The sequence below is a fragment of the Paenibacillus polymyxa genome (assembly GCF_001719045.1).
Classification (GTDB): Bacteria; Bacillota; Bacilli; order Paenibacillales; family Paenibacillaceae; genus Paenibacillus; species Paenibacillus polymyxa_B.
Window position 1 is genome coordinate 2,943,391 of record NZ_CP015423.1, and the last position, 24,110, is coordinate 2,967,500.

The window sequence follows — 24,110 nt, forward strand, 5'->3', positions numbered from 1 at the left end:
ATGAATGACATGCAGTTATATGATTTAACAAATGCGCAGAAGCGTATATGGTATACCGAATTACTCTACCCAGATACGTCAGTGTCACAGCTTTCCGGTACAGCTAAGATGAAGGGGCATATCCATATTGCAGCCTTTATGCAGTCCATTAATTTGATTATCAAACAGTATGATGCGTTCCGCATCCGTATTACCTCAGTGGATGGAGTGCCTCAGCAGTACGTCGTTCCTTATGAAGAGAGACAGTTGGAGTGCCTGGATCTTAGTCACTATGAAAGTGTATCTGAGGTGGAAGCCTTACTTGAGCAACACAAAAGAAAACCCTTGCCCCTGCTGGATTCTGAGCTCTTCCAGTTTTTAATTGTGAAGATTAGCGAGGAAGAGTATTGGATTAATATCAAGATGCACCATATTATTTCTGACGGAATATCAATGGTGGTCTATGGCAATCAGCTGACAGCATTTTACATGGAGTTAATTCAAGGAAATGAACCGAAGCTGGGCGACGATTGCTCGTATATTCAATATATTGCAGATGAGAATGCATACGAACTTTCTGACAGATACCAAAAGGATAAGGCTTACTGGCTGGATAAATTTTCTGATTTGCCTGAGCTTACGGGTTGGAAGTCATATAATCCGTTATCTTTAAGCACCCACGCCGTTCGGGAGCATTTTACCGTACCAGAAGTGCTATATCACGACCTGCAAGCATTTTGCCAACAGAATAGGATTTCTTTGTTCCAGTTCTTCATGGGTGCGATGTATATCTACATACACAAAATGACGAATCAGCCGGATGTGGTGATTGGCACTTCGTTCGCTAACCGGGGGAACAAAAAAGAGAAGCAAAAGATAGGTATGTTCGTCAGCACTGCTGCTGCCAGAACATACGTCAAAAAGGATATAGATGTATTGAGCTTCCTGCAGGATGTAGCCAGAGATCAGATGTCAGTCCTGCGGCATCAGAAATATCCATACAATCAGTTAATTCAGGATCTTAGAGAAATGCATGGGAACAAGGATATTCAGCGGCTTTTTGGCGTTTCAATGGAATATCGTCTTATCAATTGGGTTGATTTGGATGATGTGCGTATTTTGACAGATTATGATTTCTGCGGGGACGAAGTGAACGATTTCGTGCTTCATATCGTGGAGATCCTGGATGAAGGCGAACTGGTACTGGATGTCGATTATCGGACAGAGCTGTTTGAACGCAGTGAAGTTAAGGACATGGTTTCCCAGTTGCTTACGATCGCCGAGCAGATCATTCATTCACCTCAGCTTTCTATTGCAGAGGTAAACTTATTGGGTGAACCAGAAGAGCAGTCCATTTTGGCTCTTTCGGAAGGCGCCGCAGTCGATTATCCACGTGAGAAGACCATCCATGGCTTATTCGAGGAACAAGCCGAGCGCACGCCAGATCACGTAGCCGTTCAGATGGACGAGCAGAGCATTACATACCAAGCTCTAAACGAGCAGGCTAACCAGCTTGCGAGATATTTGCGCTCCGAGGGAGTAGGAGCAGATACGCTCGTAGGGATTATGGCTGACCGTTCCTTGGAGATGGTCATCGGGATGTTGGCCATTTTGAAAGCAGGTGGTGCCTATGTACCGATTGACCCCGATTATCCCGAAGAACGTATCCATTATATGCTGGAGGATTCAGGTGTCCGTCTGTTGCTCACCCAAAGTCATCTATGGGAGAGCACCGCTTTTGACGGAAAGCTTGTGAGTCTGGACGAAGCTACAACGTATACAGGAGATGCTTCCAATCTGGAGAGTATTTCGGGACCAAGCCATCTGGCCTATGTTATCTACACGTCGGGTACGACTGGCAAGCCGAAGGGCACGCTGATTGAACACAAAAACGTAGTTCGACTGCTCTTTAACGATAAAAATTTATTTGACTTCAACGCTCAGGATACGTGGACGCTGTTCCATTCGTTCTGCTTCGATTTCTCCGTTTGGGAGATGTACGGAGCGCTTCTTTACGGAGGGAAATTGGTGATTGTTCCATCTCTCACAGCCAAGAGCCCAGCAGCTTTCCTGGAGTTGTTGAAAGACAACCAAGTCACCATCTTAAATCAGACGCCGACGTATTTTTATCAGGTGCTACAGGAAGAGTTAACGCACTCTTCGACAGAGCTTGGCCTTAGAAAAATCATTTTTGGTGGAGAGGCTTTAAGTCCATCTCTTCTGAGGAACTGGCGGGTCAAGTATCCTGATGTGCAGCTGATTAATATGTACGGAATTACGGAAACAACAGTTCATGTCACCTATAAGGAAATCACGGAACATGAGATTGAAGCGGGGAAAAGCAATATTGGCAGAACGATCCCCACACTTAGCGCTTACATTCTCGATGAGCAAAGACGCCTGCAGCCTGTTGGGGTTCCAGGAGAGCTATACATTGCGGGGGACGGTCTTGCCCGTGGGTATTTGAATCGGCCGGATTTGACGTCTGAGAAATTCGTTGAGCATCCGTATCGGGTGGGAGAGCGGCTGTACCGAACTGGGGATCTTGCTCGTTGGTTGCCTGATGGCAATATTGAATATTTGGGGCGGATCGACCATCAGGTCAAAATTCGCGGCTACCGAATTGAGCTTGGCGAGGTAGAAGCCCAAATTCTCAAGGCTCCAAGCGTACGAGAAACGATTGTCCTCGCACGGGAAGACGAACAGGGCCAAAAATTGCTGTGCGCCTACTATGTAGCCTCCACTGATCTTTCGCCGGGGGAATTGCGGGCTCAGCTGGCGGCGGAACTCCCCGCTTACATGATTCCTTCTTATTTTGTCCGGCTGGAGCAAATGCCGCTTACACCAAATGGCAAACTGGATCGCCGTGCGTTGCCGGCTCCTGAAAGCAGCGTACAATCCGGCGAGGCTTATTTGGCTCCGAGAACTGCTGTGGAAGCTCAGATGGTACTCATCTGGCAAGATATCTTGGGCGTTGCTCGTGTCGGTGTCAGAGATAATTTCTTTGAAATTGGTGGTCACTCTTTGCGGGCAACAGTGCTCGTTTCACGGATTCACAAAGAGTTGGGATGTAGCATTTCGCTGCGTGAGGTGTTTCAGTCACCTACGGTCGAATCCTTGGCGCAACTTGTGAAAAAACACATTCCGACCATGTACGAATCCATCCCACAGGCAACGGAAAGCGAAGCTTACCCAGTGTCCTCAGCGCAAAAGCGGTTATACGTGCTGAGACAGATGGACGGGGGAGAGCTCAGCTACAATATGCCAGGGGTCTTCACAGTGGATGGACCGTTGGATCGCACGCGGCTGGAGTCTGCGTTCCAAGCACTGATCCAGCGTCATGAATCCCTGAGAACCGGCTTTTATATGCAGGATGGAGAACTTGTTCAGCGTGTGCATAGGAATGTGCCGTTCGCGTTGAACTACACAGAGGCCTCGGTGGAGGAGACGGATACGCTCATTCACAACTTTATTCGTGCCTTTGATCTGAGCCAGGCTCCATTACTGCGTGTTAGCTTGGTGAAGCTCCAGGAGGAGCGTCATCTGTTGCTGTTTGATATGCATCACATCATTTCAGATGGGGTTTCTATTCAAATATTGATAGAGGAACTTACTCATTTGTATCAAGGAGAGCAGCTACCAGAGCTGCACATCCAGTACAAGGATTATGCCGTATGGCAACGGGAACAGTCAGAGAACCAATGGCAAGATCTTGAGAAATATTGGCTGCAATCCTTTGAAGGAGAGTTGCCGGTATTGGATTTGCCTACAGACTTCCAACGACCTTCAGTTCGGAGCTTCGAGGGTAGCCGAATTGATTTTACATTGGATGAGCCTGGCAATAAGGCGATACAAGAGCTTGCATCCCGTACAGGTACTACACTGTATATGGTATTGCTGGCCGCTTATTCGGTACTACTGCACAAATATACAGGACAGGAGGACATCGTCGTAGGTTCTCCAGTAGCCGGAAGACCGCAGGCTGAGCTTGAGGGCATCATCGGGATGTTTGTCAACACACTGGCCTTGCGCAGTTACCCGGCAGGGGATAAAACCTTTCAGGATTATCTTCTGGAAATCAAGGAAACGGCGCTCAAGGCGTTTGAGCATCAGGATTACCCTTTTGAAAAATTGGTCGAAAAGCTGGGCGTAGGACGTGATGTCAGCCGCAATCCGCTCTTTGACACCCTATTGGTATTACAAAATACCGAGCAGGAAGAGCAGGATATGGACGGAGTGCACTTTACTCCTTACTTGATGGACACCGTCACAGCCAAATTTGATCTGTCCCTCAATGTAGAGGAGAAGGGGTCAAAATTAGCCTTTGGCCTCGAGTATAGTACGGCTTTATATCGGCGTGAAACCGTAGAGCGACTTGCAACGCACTTGCTCCGGGTTCTGCATGCAGTCTCGGCTAATCCTCAGTTGCAACTGGCCGAGATAGAAATGATCACACCGGAGGAGAAAGTACAGATCGTTGAAGTATTTAACGCGACATCGGCTCCTTATCCAAGGGACAAGACCATTCATGAGCTGTTCGCAGAACAAGTCAAGCGTACACCAGAGCAGACGGCGCTTGTATTCGGCGATGTCCAGCTAACGTACCTTGAATTGCAAGACAAGGCGAGCCGACTGGCCCAAACATTGCGTCGTTTGGGGACGCTCAGGGAGCAGCCTGTGGCCGTGATGGGTGGACGAAGCATCGAGATGGTCATTGGTATGCTCGCGGTGCTTCAGGCAGGTGGAGCCTATGTGCCGATTGATCCTGATTACCCGGAAGATCGGGTTCGTTATATGCTTGATGATTCCGACGCCAAGCTATTATTGGTGCAAAAGGGCGAGCTTATAAGTGTAGACTACGGTATACCGATTGTCGATCTTAGCAGTGAAGAGGCCTATGCAGCTGAACCTGCCCAGCCGGAGACTGCTCAGGGATCGCAGGGGCTTGCTTATGTCATCTATACATCGGGTACGACGGGTAGACCGAAGGGCGTTATGGTTGAACACCGGAACGTGGTCCGTCTGGTCAAAGAGACCAACTATGTGGAGCTGAGTGAATCCACACGAATTTTGCAAACAGGAGCCGTGGCCTTTGATGCTTCTACATTCGAAATATGGGGGGCGTTGCTCAACGGTGGGCAGCTCTATTTCGTGGAGAACGACGATATCCTGATTGCTGATAGGCTCAAAGCGGCCATTACCAAGTACGGGATTACAACAATGTGGCTCACTTCACCGCTTTTCAATCAGCTTTCCCTGCAGGATGAGTACCTGTTCAAAGGGCTAAAAACATTGCTGGTTGGCGGAGACGTACTGTCCATATCTCATATGAACCGTGTAATCGAGGCTAATCCTGATCTTGTCCCTATCAATGGCTATGGTCCGACAGAGAATACGACCTTCTCCACCACCTACAAGATTCTGGGTCGTGCCGAAGGGGTCGTGCCGATTGGCCGCCCAATTAGTAATTCGACCGCTTATGTGGTCAATGGATCGCTGCAATTACAGCCTATTGGTGCTTGGGGTGAACTCATTGTCGGCGGTGAAGGTGTAGCGCGCGGATATCTCAATCGTCCTGATCTCACAGCAGAGAAATTTGTTCCTAGTCCTGTGAAGGACGGAGAACCCTGCTACAGAACTGGGGATCTGGTACGCTGGCTTCCAGATGGGAATTTGGAGTTTAAAGGAAGAATTGATGAGCAGGTCAAAATACGTGGTTACCGCATCGAACTCCCTGAAATCGAGGCCCAACTGGCCAAGGTGGAGTCAGTAATCGACGCCGTAGTGGTCGTTCGCGCGGATGAGCTTGGCGAGAAGCAGCTTTGCGCTTATTATGTAGCGGATCGTACGCTCACGGCAGGCGAAGTACGTCTTTCCCTATCGCAGGTACTTCCAGGCTATATGATTCCATCCTACTTTATCCAGATGGATCGTATGCCATTAACGTCAAACGGAAAAGTGGACCGCAGGTCTCTGCCGGCTCCTCAAGTAGGCGCGCATACAGGACGGAAGTATACAGCTCCTCGTACACCGGCTGAGGAAGCTTTGGCATCTGTCTGGCAAGGGGTGCTGGGTGCCGAACAGGTGGGTATCCATGACAATTTCTTTGAATTGGGTGGAGACTCCATAAAAGCTATTCAGGTGTCGTCACGGTTACTGCAGGCCGGCTATCGGTTAGAGATGAAGCAGCTGTTCAAATCGCCAACCATTGCCGAGCTAGGCGCTGAAATACAAACGGCTGTGCATATGGCTGAACAGGGAGTTGTGCGTGGAACGACTCGCTTGACTCCAGTCCAACAGTGGTTTTTTGGACGGAAGCAGGCAGAGCCTCATCACTTCAATCAAGCGGTTATGCTGTATCGTGAACAGGGATTTGAGGAAAAGGCCTTGCATCAGGTGCTAAGAAAACTCGCTGAGCATCATGACGCTCTTCGCATGGTTTTCCGTCAGACAGAGCATGGCTACGAAGCTTGGAATCGTGATCTTGAAGAAGGAGAGCTGTATAGCCTGTTCACTGCTGATTTACGGAATGAATCCGATCCGACTGCAGCCATTACATCGCTGTCGGATGACATTCAGCGCAGTATCAATCTGGCAGAAGGTCCGCTGCTGAAGTTAGGACTTTTCCATTGTCAGGATGGAGACCACCTTCTGATCGTGATCCACCATTTGGTGGTGGACGGAGTATCCTGGCGGATTTTGTTCGAGGACATCGCAGCAGGCTATGAGCAGGTGATTCAAGGACAAGCGCTGACATTCCCGCAGAAGACGGATTCCTTCCGTGATTGGGGAGACGCCCTTGCTCGTTATTCGGAAGGTCCAGAAATGGAGACTCATCGGGCGTATTGGAGAGAGCTGGAGGATCAGCCACTCGAACAGTTGCCGAAGGATGAGGCTGTGGAAAGCCTTCTTGTACAGGATAGCAAAGTAGTAACAGCAGAATGGACTCTAGAAGAAACCGACCAATTGTTGAGAAAAGCCCATCGTGCTTATCAAACAGAGACGAATGATCTGCTATTGACTGCTCTGGGCATGGCGGTATCCAAATGGTCTGGCATCGGAAAGGTTGCTGTGAATCTGGAAGGACACGGTCGTGAGCCGATTATACCGAATATCGACATCACCCGTACCGTAGGCTGGTTTACAAGTCAATATCCGGTGATTTTAGACTTGGGGAATAACCCGGAAGTGGCCTCCTTGATCAAGTCTGTGAAAGAAGGGCTACGCCGAATTCCGAACAAAGGTATTGGCTACGGGTTGCTCAAAACGATGGCAAGTCAGTTGGATGAAGGCAGCTTCAGCTTGCAGCCTGAGATTTCTTTTAACTATCTGGGGCAATTTGATCAGGATTTGCAAGGAAGCTCGTTGCAGATTTCTCCTTATCCGACCGGAAGCGCGCAAAGCTTGTTGGAGGAACCGGCCTATACGCTAGATATCAATGGCATGGTGACGGACGGAGCCCTGACTCTGACGATTACTTATAACGGAAAACAGTATAAGTCATCTACGATGGAACAGCTCGCTGGATATATTGAGGAAAGCCTGCGGGAACTTCTCCAGCATTGCGTAACCCAAGAAAAAACCGTATTGACACCAAGCGACGTGCTTGCGAAGGGTCTGAGCATTGCCGATCTGGAGGAGCTTTCTAAGCAGACGAGTCACATTGGCGATATTGAGAATGTATATAGTCTGACGCCGATGCAGAAGGGCATGCTGTTCCATGATATGTTTGAGCCGCATACAGGTGCTTATTTTGAGCAGGCTGCCTTTGACTTTAAGGGTAGCTTTGATCCGACCACCTTCGGACACAGTCTGGATGCAGTAGTGGAGCGTCATGCTATCCTGCGCACGAACTTTTACAGCGGATGGGGTAGCGAGCCTTTGCAGGTTGTATTTCGGCACAGAGGCGCTAAATTGGTGTACGAAGACCTGCGGGAGATGAATGCATCGCAGCGCGAAGCTTACCTGAAGACATTTGGTGCTAAGGACAAAGCACTGGGCTTCAACCTAGCTGAAGACGAGCTTCTACGTGTATCCATTTTGCAAACAGATGAAGAGAGCTTCCGTCTCTTATGGAGTTTTCACCACATCGTCATGGATGGGTGGTGTGTTCCGTTAATTACGCAGGAGGTATTTGAACACTATTTTGCCCTCCTGGAAGGAAGAGAGCCGCAGTTGGCAGAGGTTCATCCGTACAGTCGATATATCGAATGGCTCGAACAGCAGGATGAAGCAGCTGCGTCCAACTATTGGAGCCGATATCTGGCCGGTTACGAGCAGCAGACGCTTTTACCTCAAGTCGGTGGAGCGAGTAAGGGAGAAGGCTATGTAGCAGAAAAGCTGAATTATCCTCTCAGCAGGGAATTGACTGGGTGTCTTGAAAAGGTGGCCAGGGATGCTCATGTCACGATGAATATATTGCTGCAGTCCCTCTGGGGTATTGCGCTTCAACGCTATAACGGTAGCCGAGATGTCGTGTACGGAAGTGTAGTATCAGGCAGACCAGCAGAAATTCCGGGCATTGATCGGATGATCGGTTTGTTCATCAATACGATTCCCGTTCGTGTGAAGACAGAGGAGAATCTCCCCTTCACCGTTCTGATGAAGCAGCAGCAGGAACAATATATGGCTTCTCATATGTATGACACCTACCCGCTGTTTGAGATTCAGGCTCAGACGGATCAGAAGCAGGATCTAATCTCCCATATTATGGTGTTTGAAAACTATCCTGTGGAAGAGGAGGTAGAGCGTCTGGGTGGTGGCGAGGCTGCCTTTGAGATTGAGGAAGCGGAGCTTCTTGAGCAAACGAATTATGATTTTAATTTAATTGTCCTCCCTGGCGAAGAAATGAGATTGCTGTTCCAGTACAATGCACTTGTTTATGACCCAGTGACAATTGAACAAATCAAGGGCCATCTGGTTTACCTCATGGAACAAATTGTAGAGAACCCTGCCATTTCCGTGGATGCACTAGAATTAGTCACGCCGCAGGAGAGAGAACAGATTCTGAACGTATGGGGAAATACAAAAGGCATTTACGAGCACTGTAACACGTTCCACGGGCTGTTGGAGGAACAGGCGGGACGAACGCCGGATGCGACTGCCCTTTGGTTCGAGGACGAGAGTCTGACCTATGCCGAGCTCAATGCAAAAGCCAACGGACTGGCGAGAAGGCTCCGTACTCAGGGAATCAAGACGGGAGATCTGGTGGGACTGATTGCTGAACGGTCGCTCGAAATGATCGTTGGGATCTACGGCATTATGAAAGCCGGGGGTGCCTATGTTCCAATCGATCCAGAGTATCCGAAAGAACGAATCAGTTACATGCTTGAAGATTCCGGGGCGAAGCTGATCCTTACACAGGCCCATCTCTCGGAGCATCTCGGATGGACGGAAAATGTTTTGCTGCTGGATAAATCATCGACCTATGATGCCGACACCTCGAATTTGGAGGCTACTGCTGGCCCGGATGATCTGGCTTACGTGATCTACACTTCAGGTACGACGGGTCAGCCTAAGGGCGTATTAGTCGAGCATCGGGGACTACCGAATCTTTCGGACGTATACGGCACACACTTCGAAGTTACACCGCAGGATCGGATCGTTCAGTTTGCAAGTCTGTCGTTTGATGCATCGATTTCGGAAATTTTAACGGCGCTGAGCCACGGGGCTGTTCTGTGCATCCCTTCTACACAAGATATTTTAGATCATGCCCTGTTCGAGCAGTTCATGAACGATAAGGGGATTACGGTAGTGACTTTGCCACCCGCTTACGCTATCCACCTTGATCCAGAGCGTTTGCCAACACTGCGGTGCCTGCTAACCGCTGGATCGGCCGCATCGGTCGAGTTGATCGAAGAGTGGAGGAAGCATGTACGTTACTCTAATGGCTATGGCCCAACAGAGGACTCCGTATGCACCACAATCTGGTCTGTCCCGGACAGTGAGGAAGCAACGGATATTGTATCTATTGGACGACCTATTGCTAACCACAGTGTGTACATCTTGGATGACCATTTTAGATTGCAACCTGTCGGTGTAGCTGGAGAGCTATGCATTTCGAGTATCGGGTTAGCACGGGGGTATCATAATCGGCCTGAGTTAATGGATGAGAAGTTCGTGGACAATCCGTTTGCTCCAGGAGAGCGCATGTATCGGACGGGTGACCTGGTTCGCTGGTTACCGAATGGAACCATCGAGTACTTAGGTCGAATAGATCACCAAGTCAAAATCCGCGGCTACCGTATCGAGCTAGGCGAGGTAGAAGCACAAATGCTCAGAGTGCCGTCCGTTCAGGAAGTCGTAGCCATGGCTGTAGAGGGCGATGACGGCTACAAAGATCTAGTCGCTTATTTCGTAGCTGCTCAGAAACTTGAGGTATCCGAGCTTCGGGCCGTCCTGTCGGAGATATTACCTGGATATATGATCCCTTCCCGCTTCATACAACTGGAGGATATGCCTCTGACGTCGAACGGAAAAATCGACCGAAAAGCGCTGCAGGGCGAGCATGGATGGGCAGCGGCTTCATCTGAGGCTCCAAGGACACCTGTGGAAATTCAATTAGCCGAAATCTGGCAAGAGGTGCTGGGTGTAGAGAGCGCGGGAGTGAAGGATAATTTCTTCCATTTTGGAGGTCATTCACTGCGTGCAGCCCTGCTAGTCTCACGAATTCGCAAGGAAATGAATCGCGAGATTAGTCTGAGAGCAGTGTTCGAGTCTCCTACTATTGAAGAATTGGCTCGTGCCATTGAGGGCTATACACCGCTGAATTTCGAAGAAATTCCTACAGCGGGAGCGAGAGAGCATTATCCATTGTCCTCGGCCCAAAAACGACTGTTTATTCTAAGTCAGCTGGAAGGTGGAGAGCTGAGCTACAATATGCCGGGTATCCTTACCGTTGAGGGAGCTTTGGATCGGGAACGGCTAGAGCAGGCATTCCGTCGTCTAATTCATCGTCATGGTTCGCTGCGAACTCGTTTTGTGACTGTGAACGGTGAACCTGTACAGCAGCTCCTGACGGATGTTCCGTTTACTGTGGAATATGCGGAGTTGAGCGAGGAAGAGGCAGGAGCTACCCTTCAGCAGTTCGTCCGTCCTTTTGATTTAGGTGTAGCTCCATTGCTGCGGGTCGGCCTTATTCGAATTGCACATGAGCGCCATTTACTATTGTTTGACATGCACCATATTGTCTCAGATGGGGTTTCTATGAATATTCTCATAGAAGAGTTTCTCCGCTTCTACCAAGAGGAGGACGTATTTCCTGAGCTACAGATCCAGTACACAGACTATGCTGTATGGCAGCAAGAGCAGCTCGGAAGCGAGCGTCTTAAGGCCCAGGAAGCTTACTGGCTGGATGCTCTCCGTGGAAGCTTGCCAGTGCTGGATTTGCCAGGAGATGAGGTTCGTCCTGCGGTGCGAAGCTTTGCGGGCGATCGAATCGACTTCCAAATTGATTCTTCTCTGAGTGCTTCACTTCAGGAGCTGGCTACCCGAACGGGTTCCACTCTGTTCATGGTACTGCTGGCAGCCTATACAGCGCTCTTGCACAAGTACACAGGTCAGGAAGATGTTATTGTCGGTTCACCTGTGGCAGGAAGATCTCATGCGACACTTGAAGGCCTCATCGGTATGTTCGTCGGCACAGTGGCACTTCGTACTTATCCAGAAGGAGAGAAGCCTTTCGAGGCTTATCTGCAGGAAGTGAAGGAAACAGCGCTGCGGGCCTATGAAAACCAGGATTACCCGTTCGAGGAGCTGGTAGAAAAGCTGGAGCTTCAGCGTGATTTGAGCCGTAACCCACTATTTGATACCATGTTTGTCCTGCAAAATATCGAGCAGGGAGAACAAGAAATAGAAGGATTGCGCTTCACTCCTTACGATAATGTACATCCGGCTGCCAAGTTCGATCTTACGCTGACCGTGAGTGAAGCAGACGGGGCATTGAACTGCACGCTTGAGTATGCGACTGCGATCTACAAGCAAGAGACTGCTGAGCGGATGGCAGGCCACTTTGTACAGCTTATTCGGGAAGCCATCGCCAATCCGGCACTGCCGTTGTCATCCCTTGATATCGTGACACCTCAGGAAAAATCAAGGCTGATGAAAGCGCCGGACAAAGCCAAGGCAGATTATCCTCGTGACAAGACGATCCATGCGCTGTTCGAGGAGCAGGCCGCACGTACTCCGAATGCAGTGGCAGTCGTATGTGAAGATGCAACCCTGTCCTACAGCGAGCTGAACGAGCGGGCCAATGGACTTGCCCGAACGCTGAGGGAACGTGGTTTGCAACCAGACGGTTTGGCTGGAATTATGGCGGATCGTTCCCTTGAAATGGTGGTCGGAATTTTAGCCATCTTGAAGGCAGGCGGGGCCTATGTCCCTGTAGACCCTGAATATCCAGAGGACCGCATTCGCTTTATGCTTGAGGATTCGGGAGCCAAGCTACTGCTGACACAAGCGCATCTGGAGCAACGTGTCTCCTTCGCCGGGGATATCGTAAGTCTGGACAAAACGGCTTCCTACAAGGAGGATGTCTCAAACCTGCAGCCTGCAGCCGGACCGGAGCATCTTGCCTACGTCATCTACACATCGGGTACGACAGGCAAGCCAAAGGGAACACTGATTGAGCATAAAAATGTAGTTCGCTTGCTCTTTAATGATAAAAATATGTTTGACTTTGGTCCTCAGGATACGTGGACACTGTTCCATTCATTCTGTTTTGACTTCTCTGTATGGGAAATGTACGGAGCATTGCTGAACGGAGGACGGTTGGTCATCGTTCCATCGCTTACCGCGAAGAGTCCAGATCGTTTCTTGCAATTGCTTAAGGATCAGAAGGTCACCGTTTTGAACCAGACACCGACGTACTTCTACCAGTTGCTACAGGAAGAGCTCGGTCATCAAGCGGCAGAACTGAGCCTCCGTATGATTATCTTCGGTGGAGAGGCATTAGCCCCGGCCCTGCTCAAGGACTGGAGAACGAAGTATCCGCAAGTGCAGCTCATTAACATGTACGGCATTACCGAAACGACCGTGCATGTAACTTATAAGGAAATTACAGAGTTGGAAATTGAACAGGGCCGCAGCAATATCGGCACCACGATTCCGACGCTGCGAGCGTACATTTTGGATGAACAACGCCGTCCACAGCCGATTGGCATTCCAGGTGAACTCTATGTGGCGGGCGTAGGTCTGGCGCGAGGTTATCTGAACCGACCGGAATTGACGGAAGAGAAGTTTGTCGCTCATCCGTTTGAAGCGGGCGAGCGCATGTACCGCTCGGGTGACTTGGCACGCTGGTTGCCGGATGGCAGCATGGAGTATTTGGGACGGATTGACCATCAGGTAAAAATCCGTGGTTACCGTATCGAGCTGGGCGAAGTGGAAGCGAAGCTGCTCCATGCTCCGTCTGTAAGGGAGGCCGTTGTGCTCGCCCGAGAGGATGGAAGTGGACAAAAAGTGCTTGTCGGCTATTTCACTGCCGATCAGATGCTGACGGTAGGCGAGTTGAGAAAAGCCTTGGCTGCCGAACTACCGACTTATATGATTCCATCTTACTTTATGCAATTGGAACAGATGCCTTTGACGCCAAATGGCAAGCTGGATCGCAAAGCGCTTCCGGCTCCGGAGACCAATGTGCAGACTGGAGCGGTTTATGAATCGCCAAGGACGAAGGCTGAGGAAGCTTTGGCTTCCGTATGGCAAGGTGTGCTGGGAGCGCAGCAGGTCGGCATCCATGATCATTTCTTTGATCTGGGTGGTGATTCCATCAAGGCGATCCAAGTGTCCTCGAGATTGTTCCAAGCCGGATATAAATTAGAGATGAAGGATCTCTTCAAATATCCGACAATTGCCGAGCTAAGCCCGTATCTTCAGGCAGCCGGACGTACAGCGGAACAGGGCGAAATTAAAGGTGCAGCAGAGTTAATGCCCATTCAGCGTTGGTTCTTTGAACGCCATACAGCGGAGCCGCACCATTATAATCATGCCGTCATGCTCTATCGGAAAGACGGCTTTGATGAGGCTGCACTCCGGTTGACAATGGACCAAATTGCGATCCATCATGACGCGCTGCGTATGGTTTTCCGGTCTACAGAAGCTGGGTATGCAGCTTGGAATCGGGGAACGGACGAAGGCGAGCTCTACACATTGGACATTGCCGATGTGCGGCAGGCGGAAGACCAGACAACTGGGGTTCAGGCCCAAGCCGATGCCATTCAGGCAAGCTTTGACTTGGAAGGTGGCCCACTGTTCAAGCTAGGCCTGTTCCATTGTGACGATGGCGATCATTTGTTGATTGTCATTCATCACCTCTTGGTTGACGGCGTATCCTGGCGCATCCTGTTTGAGGACATTGCAGCGGGGTACGAGCAGGCATTGAATGGACAAGCAATCGTCCTTCCACAAAAGACCGATTCGTATCTTGTATGGTCTGAGCAAGCGACGAAGTATGCAGCAGGGCCTGCTCTGGACAAGGAGCGTGCATACTGGCAGCTGATCGAAGAGGCGATTTTGGCCCCACTGCCGAAGGATGAGGATCAGAAGCCGGGCACCATCCGGGATACTGAATCGGTTACGGTAACGTGGTCTGCGCAGGAAACAGACCTGCTGTTGCGGCAAGCGAACCGGGCGTATCATACGGAGACGAACGACTTGCTCTTGACTGCTCTGGGGGCAGCCATTCAGCGCTGGACAGGCATGGAGCAGATTTTGGTCAATCTCGAAGGGCATGGACGGGAAATGATCGTACCAGACCTGGATATTACCCGTACCGTCGGTTGGTTCACAACCCAGTATCCGGTTCTGCTGAACCTGCAAGGCGGACAGGAAGTATCTGCGCGCATCAAGCGCATCAAGGAGAATTTGCGAGACGTTCCGCACAAAGGAATCGGCTACGGTCTTCTGAAGTATATGGCACCGGAGAAAAGTGTTGGATTTGGCGTGGAGCCGGAAATTTCCTTCAATTATCTTGGGCAGTTTGATCAGGATCTGGAGGGTAATGCCCTTAGCCTATCCACACATTCAGTTGGTAAGGCGCTCAGCGACCTCACACCACAGCAATATGCTCTGGATGTGAATGGCATGATTGCTGAAGGCCAGCTATCACTGACGATTACGTACAGCAGCAGGCAGTATCGTAACGAGACGGTGAGTCATTTTGCTGAATTATTACAGTCAAGCCTTAGTGAGGTCATCCGTCATTGTGTGGCTCAGGAGCGTTCACAGCTTACACCAAGTGATGTTCTGTTCCAAGGATTAACATTGGAGCAGCTTGATCGACTCACGGCGCAGACGGCTCACATCGGAGAGATTGAGGATGTATACAAGCTGACGCCAATGCAGAAGGGAATGCTGTTTCACAGCCTGCTGGAGCCGGACTCCTCTTCATACTTCGAACAGGCAACGTTTGAGCTGCGTGGTAGCTTCGATGTAGATATCTTCTTCGAGAGCTTCCAGGCTTTGGTGCAACGACATGCCATACTACGTACCGGCTTTTACAACAACATTGCTGATGTACCGCTGCAAGTTGTCTTTAAGCAACGGTTAATCCCTCTGCACTACGTAGATTTGCGCGACGCATCTACGCAGGAACAAGAAGACCGAATCAAGGCTTATATTGCTGAAGATATGGTTAAGGGGTTCAGCTTGTCAGAAGATCCGCTGATGCGGGTGACCGTCTTGCAGAAGGATCAAAGCTGTCTTGTATTGTGGAGCTTCCACCATATTGTCATGGATGGCTGGTGTATCCCGATCATTACACAGGAGCTGTTCGATTATTATTCTGCTAAGAAACAGCAAGTACAGCCTGTCCTACCGCCAGCTCAGCCCTATAGCCGTTATATCGAGTGGCTTGATGCACAGGATGATCAAGAAGCTTCAACGTATTGGAGCCAATATCTCGAAGATTATGACGGGAATACTGTATTGCCGGAAGGTAAAACGAAATCTCAAGCAAAAGAAGCGGGCTATGTTCTAAAAGAGCATGTTCTCCATCTGGGTGCATCTTTGACAGGTAAAATGGATGTTGTCGCGAAGCGCAATCACGTAACCGTCAATACACTCATGCAGACAGCTTGGGGACTGATTCTTCAACGTTATAATGCCAGCTCGGATGTCGTTTTCGGCGGCGTTGTGTCGGGTAGACCCGCTGAGATTGCAGGGATCGAAAATATGGTGGGTCTGTTCATCAATACAGTACCTATCCGTGTACAGTCATCCAAAGACGAAGCCTTCGTCGAAGTGATGAAACGTACACAGGCACAGTCATTGGCTGGTCGTGCCTACGACACCTATCCACTGTATGAGATTCAGGGGAAAACAACCCAAAAGCAGGACCTGATTTCTCATATTATGATCTTTGAAAATTACCCGCTCGACGAGCAGGTGGAGCAATCGGGTAACCAAACGGAGGACAATCTCGAAGTTGCCAACTTCACCATGTTTGAACAAACCAACTATGACTTTAACCTGGTTGTGATTCCAGGCGAAGACATCAAGGTCTGCATTCGCTATAATGCTTCGGTTTACGAGCAAGAAAGCATTGCACGTATCGGAGGACACTTGTTGCAGATGCTCGATCAGGTGGCTGCTCGTCCGCAGGCGACGATACAGGAACTGGAGATTGTAACATCCGAGGAACGGATGAACCTGCTTGACTGGGGCGGCAAGGCACATACCTATCCAAGTGATCAGGGTCTGCATACCTTGTTTGAAGAACAGGTTGTCCGTACGCCGGATAAGATTGCGGCTGTAAATGGGGACACTCAGATCACCTATCGGGAGCTGAACGAGCAGGCGAACAGACTAGCTTCCACCTTGATAGACCAAGGACTACGGAGTGAACAAGTGGTAGGTCTGTTGGCAGATCGGTCTGTAGAACTGCTTGTCGCCATCATGGGTGTGCTCAAAGCGGGTGGAGCCTATGTACCTATTGATCCTGAATATCCGCAGGAGCGGATTCAGTATATTCTGAAGGATTCTGGCGCTGAAATTTTGCTCACACAGAGCCACCTGACGGAGTTGGCCTCTTTTGAGGGAACGGTTATGGAATTGGATTCCCCGCACATCTACGGAACCGAGGTAGATAATCCCAATATTCCTGTTGGAGGAAACGATCTGGTGTACTTAATCTATACCTCGGGTACAACCGGAAATCCGAAGGGAACCATGATTAACCACAAAGGGATCGTGAACTACATCTGGTGGGCCAATAAGGTCTATTGTGCTGGAAAACCAACGGATTTCCCGTTGTATTCATCCATTTCCTTTGACTTGACGATGACATCGATCTTTACTCCATTAATTAACGGAGGAATAGTACGGATTTATGATGGCATAGATAAGGCGGAGGTTGTTCAGCATATTTTGCGCGAAAATGCGGTGGATATTCTCAAGCTGACGCCGACGCATCTCAGTCTGATTAAAGATATGACCATTCCAGCAGAAAGTCGCATTCAGCAGCTCATTGTAGGTGGAGAGAATCTGACCACACATTTGTCAAAAACGATTACCGACCTCTTTGGTGGCAATATCAAAATCTACAATGAATACGGTCCAACCGAAACCGTCGTCGGTTGCATGATTCACCTGTACGATCCTGCGAAGGATATACGTGAATCCGTACCGATTGGTTTGCCGTCAGACAATATATACATTCATATCCTGGATGATCAGCTTCGTCTCGTACCGTTAGGCGTGGAGGGCGAAATGTACATCGCCGGGGACGGGGTAGCCCGTGGATATCTGAACCGTCCTGAGCTTACCGCAGATAAATTCATTAGAAATCCGTTCGCTGCGGAAGGAAATATGTATCGCACCGGAGATTTGGCTCGTCGCCTTCCTAATGGAGACATTGAGTACATTGGACGCATTGACCATCAAGTTAAAATACGGGGCTATCGTATTGAGCTTGGTGAGATTGAGGCCAAGTTGCTGGATATCCCACTTGTCGAGGAAGCTCTCGTTGTTGCGTGGGCAGATGCTCATGGGCAGAAATCGCTGTGTGCTTACTTTGTAGCTAATCGCGAAATGTCTGTCAGCGAGCTGAGAGACGAACTGTCTGCCGGACTGCCTGCATATATGATTCCGTCTTACTTCGTCCAACTGGACGTGATGCCTCTGACACCGAATGGTAAGCTGGATCGCAAGGCACTGCCTGAACCGAACTCGGGTATAAAGGCGGGAGCAGACTTTACCGCTCCGCGCACGGATGTGGAGAACATTTTGGCTTCAATCTGGCAGGGTGTACTCGGCGTGCCGCTTGTCGGCATTCATGATAATTTCTTTGAGCTTGGAGGTGACTCGATCAAATCCATTCAAGTATCCTCAAGGCTTCTTCAAGCAGGCTATAAGCTTGAAATGAAGGATTTGTTCGGTTATCCGACAATTGCAGAGCTGGCACAGCGCGTTAGTGTGGTCAGCCGAATTGCGGACCAAAGCGAGGTACACGGAGCGGTAAGACTGGGACCTGCCCAGCACAGATTCTTCGATGAACAGTCGATGGATCTGCATCACTTTAATCAGTCGGTCATGTTGTACCGACGTGATGGCTTCAATACCGATGCGCTCGCCGAGGTTGTTCGGAAAATTGCAGAGCATCATGATGCTTTACGACTGGTGTTCCGCCAAGGAGAGCAGGGATTGGAGGCCTGGAACCGGAGCATGGGTGAGGGTGAGCTCTATAGCCTCCAGATCCACGATTTGCGGGATGAGACAGACCCGGCTTCAGCAATAGAAGCAGGTGCGGAAGCCATTCAGCGCAGCATCTCTCTGGAGGATGGACCTCTCTTTAGACTGGGTCTGTTCCGTTGTGCGGAAGGCGAACATCTGTTGATCGTTATTCATCATCTGGCTGTGGATGGCGTATCCTGGCGTATTCTTTTTGAGGACCTGCAGGATGGCTACGAGCAGGCAGCACGTGGAGAAGCGGTCAAGCTTCCACAGAAGACCGATTCGTACCGTGCATGGGTTGAGGGAATCACACAATTTGCGAATAGTCTGGCGGCTGAACAAGAACGCAGCTATTGGGCAGAGGTAGAGGGAGATGGTTTTGTCCCTCTTCCCAAAGACAAGGTAGACGGCGCTCTTCTCATCAAAGACAGTGAGGCTGTCACGGTGAGATGGTCACCAGAAGAGACAGAGCAGTTCCTGAAAGAAGCGAACCGCACTTACAATACGGAGGTCAACGATCTGCTCCTGACGGCTCTGGGTATGGCTGTTCACGAGTGGACGGGAATCGAACGTGTAGGCATCCTTCTGGAGGGACATGGACGGGAGCCTGTTGTGCCGGAACTGGATATTACTCGCACAATAGGCTGGTTTACAAGTCAATACCCTGTCGCCCTTGAGATGGGAGGGGAATTGGAGATCGGCGCCAGAATCAAGCACGTCAAGGAAGGCTTGCGTCGTATCCCGAACAAAGGTGTCGGATATGGTATTTTGAAATATTTAAGCGACGGTTCCGACGTCTCCTCCTTCTCGGCTGAACCTGAGATTACCTTCAACTACTTGGGACAGTTCGACCAGGATCTTGCAGGAGGGACGATGGAAGTATCGCCTTACTCAGTAGGACCTGAGGTCAGTGAGCAGATGGTCCAGCATCAGGCATTGAACATTAATGGACTGATTGCCGAAGGACAGCTTCAACTTTCGGTCAGCTATAACCGTCATCAGCTCGACGGGGAGTCCGTGACTAAGTTTGTTGGCATTCTGAAGAACCGTCTCAGCGAAGTCATTGGACATTGCGTAAGTAAGGAAAGAACAGAACTTACACCAAGCGATGTACTCCTCAAAGATATCAGCTTGGAAAAAATCGAGGAGATAGAAGAGCAGACACGGCATATCGGCAGTATTGAAAATATGTATAAACTGACGCCGATGCAAAAAGGAATGTTGTTCCACAGCTTGCTGGAGCCTCATTCGGAAGTCTACTTTGAGCAGGCCAAATTTGAAATTCAGGGAGCATTCTATCCTGAGGATTTCAAACGCAGCTTAAAACATCTGATGAAACGGCATGCTATATTGAGAACGAATTTCCATGCCGGGTGGGGCGATTTCCCTATACAGATTGTGTTCAAAGAAAGAGCATGCGACTTCGTATACGAGGATCTGCATGAGCTGGAATCCGCTGAAATAGAAGCGCGTCTTGCAGCTTATGTTGCCCAAGACAAAGCGAGAGGTTTTGATCTTGCGAATGAAGCCTTGCTGCGAGTTGCTATCCTACGTACTGCAAAAGAGCATTACCATCTGTTGTGGAGCTCTCATCACATCATTTTGGATGGCTGGTGTATGCCGCTTGTGCTCCAGGAAGTGTTTGAAACATACGGAGCTCTACGTGAGCAAAGGGAACCTGAGCTTCCTGCAGCAGCATCGTACAGCCAGTACATTCAATGGTTGGAGAAGCAAGGTGAGGAAGAGGCATCCTCTTACTGGAGAGGGTACCTGGAAGGCTACGAGCAGCAGACGAAGCTGCCACAAGCCATCACACAGCCATCAGCAAAAGCAGAAGCCTATGTGTCGGAGAAGCTGGTATTCACGTTGGATGCGGAATTGACCGATCGCCTGGAACAGGTGGCCAAACAGCATCAGGTGACGATGAATACATTGATGCAAGCAGCCTGGGGAATCGTGTTGCAGCGCTACAATAGAAGCCAGGATATCGTCTTCGGAAGTGTAGTATCGGGGAGACCTGCCGAGATTCCGGGTATCGAAAGTATGATCGGTCTCTTCATCAATACAGTTCCGGTTCGGGTTCAGGCCGAGGGAAGCGATTTGTTCTCCCATGTGATGAAAAGACAGCAGGAATTATATTTGGCAGGACATGCATATGATTCCTATCCGCTCTATGAGATTCAAGCACAGAGCGAACAAAAGCAAGATTTGATTTCTCATATTATGGTGTTCGAAAATTACCCGGTAGAAGAGCATCTAGAAGAGAAAATTTCCAGTGAAGAGGCTGAATACAGAATTACGGACGTTCAGATGTTTGAACAGACGAATTATGATTTTAACCTCATTGTGCTGCCGGGCCGTAATCTGGAGTTCTTGTACCGTTACAATGCCCGCGTCTATGATCGGGAGAGCGTGGAACGCATTCAAGGACACTTGACGAGAATTCTGACAAGCGTTGCTGTTCAACCTACCATCCGTATTGATGAGCTGGAGTTGATCACGCCAGAAGAGAAATCGCAGATTATAGAGGTGTGGGGCGATACAGCAGCTCCTTATCCGCGTGAGCAGACCCTTCACGGTATATTTGAGGAAAAAGCAGCGCTCACACCGGATCGTACAGCACTTATTTACGGTGAAACGGAGCTTACCTATGGAGAACTCGATCAGCAGGCGAACCGTCTCGCACGTACGCTGCGTGCCCAAGGGGTTAGACCGGACCAACCAGTCGGCATCATGGTCGAGCGCTCGCTTGAGATGATCATTGGTATTCATGCCATTCTAAAAGCTGGCGGGGCCTATGTACCGATTGATCCGGAGTTCCCAGAAGATCGTATTCGCCACATGCTGGAGGATTCGGGAGCGAAGCTTCTGCTGACGAAGAACCATCTCCAAGATCGTTTTCCGTTCACTGGCACGATCCTGGCACTTGATGATCCGCAGGCGTATCATGCGGATAGCTCGAATCTGGAGCCAATGGCGGGGCCGGAGCATCTGGCGTATATCATTTACACGTCAGGTTCAACCGGCAAGCCGAAAGGGGTAATGATTGAACATCGCGCTGCCGTCCATACGCTGAGTCAGTTGGAAGCTGAATATCCGATGTTGGCAGGCGACCGTTTCCTGCTCAAAACGACATTCACCTTTGACTTCTCCGTGCCGGAGCTGTTCTGCTGGTTCTTTGGACAAGGGACTCTCGTGATCCTGCCACAAGGCGTGGACAAAGACCCGATGGCACTGCTAGAGGCCGTGGATACGAACCGTATCACGCATCTCAATTTGGTGCCGTCGATGCTCAGTGTGCTCGTTCAATACTTGAAAGAAAGCGGCACCCAAGGATTCCTTACTCTGAAATACCTGTTTGCCTGCGGCGAGACGCTGCCTGCCAAACTTGTGGAAGAGTATTATAAAGTATCTCCTTACGCAGTACTGGAAAACATCTACGGTCCTACGGAAGCAGCTGTATATGCGACTCGGTATACAACGAGCCTTGAGACTGCGGCTCTAACGCATGTGCCTATCGGCAAACCGTACGCTAACGTCCAAGTATGGATGATAGACGGCGCCTCTCAGGTATCACCAGTAGGTGTACCAGGAGAACTGTGTATTGCAGGCGAAGGGGTAGCAAGGGGGTACTTCAATCAGCCTGAACTGACGGCAGAGAAGTTCATTCCTCATCCGTACAAACCGGGAGAACGGATTTACCGAACAGGCGATTTGGCCCGGTGGTTGCCAGACGGGAATATTGAGTATTTGGGACGGATCGATCACCAGGTAAAAATCCGCGGTTACCGCATTGAGTTGGGAGAAGTGGAAGCACAAATTCTGAAGGTGCCGTCGGTACAAGAAGCGGTTGTTCTAGCACTGGCTGACTCCAGCGGAAGTACTCAGCTTTGCGCATACTTTGTGGCCGAGGAAGGACTCGCAGCGGGCGTACTACGCGAGGCACTGGCCAGCGAGCTGCCAAGCTACATGATTCCGTCTGCCTTCGTACAGCTCGCACAAATGCCACTGAATCCGAATGGCAAATTGGATCGCAAAGCGCTACCGGCACCGGAAACCCTTCTGCGGAGCACAGCGGAGTATATCGCGCCGCGTACGCAGACAGAAGTAGAGCTCGCTCAGATTTGGTCTGAGGTGCTCGGCGTACAGGAAATCGGGATCAGGGATCATTTCTTCGAACTTGGGGGCCATTCCCTGAAAGTATTGGGCTTGATCCAAAGGATCTCGTCCAGTATGGGCGTCCATCTCCCACTCCAGGCCGTGTTTAATCTGCCGACTGTGGAAGAAATGGCGCATGAAATTTTCAAGCTGCAGGCAACGAATGCTGCCGACGAACAAGAAATGGAAATTATCCGCTTCCCAGGAAAAGGAACGATTAAAGTGTTTTGCTTCCCTCCACGGGTAGGCCACTCTCTGGGGTACTATGAGATGGCCAAGGAGCTGGAAGGGTTTTGCGAGGTGTACGGAATGGAATTTATCGGCGATCGGTACCAGGGTCAAGATATGCTGGATCGATACATTGATGCCATTGTGGATATTCAAGCAGAGGGCCCATATGTATTCCTAGGGTACTCACTTGGAGGAAATCTCGCCTTCGAGGTAGCTAAAGCCATGGAAAGCCGAGGTCACCATGTTAGCGACATTATTATGGTAGATGCTATGAGAAAGATGTCCAAAGATGAATCGACACCAGAGGAGCTCGAAGAGATTGTCGAGACGGTACTGGACAGCATTAGGGACCAGTACAAAGCATTCCTCGCCGATCCAGTGGACAGGGAGCGAGTCATGGACAAAATGTTGGTGTACTCCACCTACCGCGATGAGCTTATTAACGCAGGTGAAGTTCATGCGAATATCCATGCTCTGATTGCAGAGGATGATAGTATTGGTCCAGATACATCATTAGATAAATTGTTATGGCAACAGGCGACACTTGGTCAATACAAAGAATACGAAGTCATCGGAACGCATGATGTGCTGCTTGATTCCGGTTTTATTGGGGAAAATGCTAAAGTACTGAGACAGATACTTGGCAAGGTCACAGAGGCTTCATCTAATAACAAGCCCATTTTGTCCTAAGCTCAATCAAGCATAATAAGTGTTAGGCAGCAAAGACGCCCGGATTCCTTTATATAGAAGGAACTCGGGCGTCTTTTGTTTTTTTAAGCTGTCCTTAACATATAAAGTCCCTAATCATCTGTGTATGCTTTAGACGTGGTTGACTGAAAGTGACTGGTGTTGGTTATGAGTTCACGGATGACTTGGATGACAAGCTCTGGTTGATCATGGATGATCATATGCTCGCTTTTCTTGGCAACAATTAATTTGCTGTTTGTAGAGATGTTAAGCATCTCGCGCTGTCCGATTTGCCAGCTTTGTTCAATCTGATCATTTCCGCGTTTACTAATACCGAACTGAGTCAAATCTTGTTGAATGCCCCGAGCAATTACACGTACAGGGAG

2 protein-coding genes (1 of these 2 running past the window's edge) are annotated in these 24,110 nt (G+C 49.8%); one reads left to right on the forward strand and one right to left on the reverse strand.

The window, feature by feature from the left end:
• Positions 1 to 23,727 (forward strand): non-ribosomal peptide synthetase, encoded by a 23,727-nt coding sequence (locus AOU00_RS13200; RefSeq protein ID WP_069290772.1) that lies wholly within the window; start codon positions 1 to 3, stop codon positions 23,725 to 23,727.
• Positions 23,728 to 23,837: 110 nt separating this feature from the next.
• On the opposite strand, the gene AOU00_RS13205 is transcribed toward AOU00_RS13200, so the two are convergent.
• Positions 23,838 to 24,110, reverse strand: the 3' end of a protein-coding gene (locus AOU00_RS13205) for an alpha/beta hydrolase (protein WP_069290773.1). 762 nt of this gene lie beyond the right edge of the window; only the last 273 of its 1,035 coding nucleotides appear in the window; its start codon lies beyond the right edge, outside the window — the gene reads right to left on this strand; its stop codon occupies positions 23,838 to 23,840.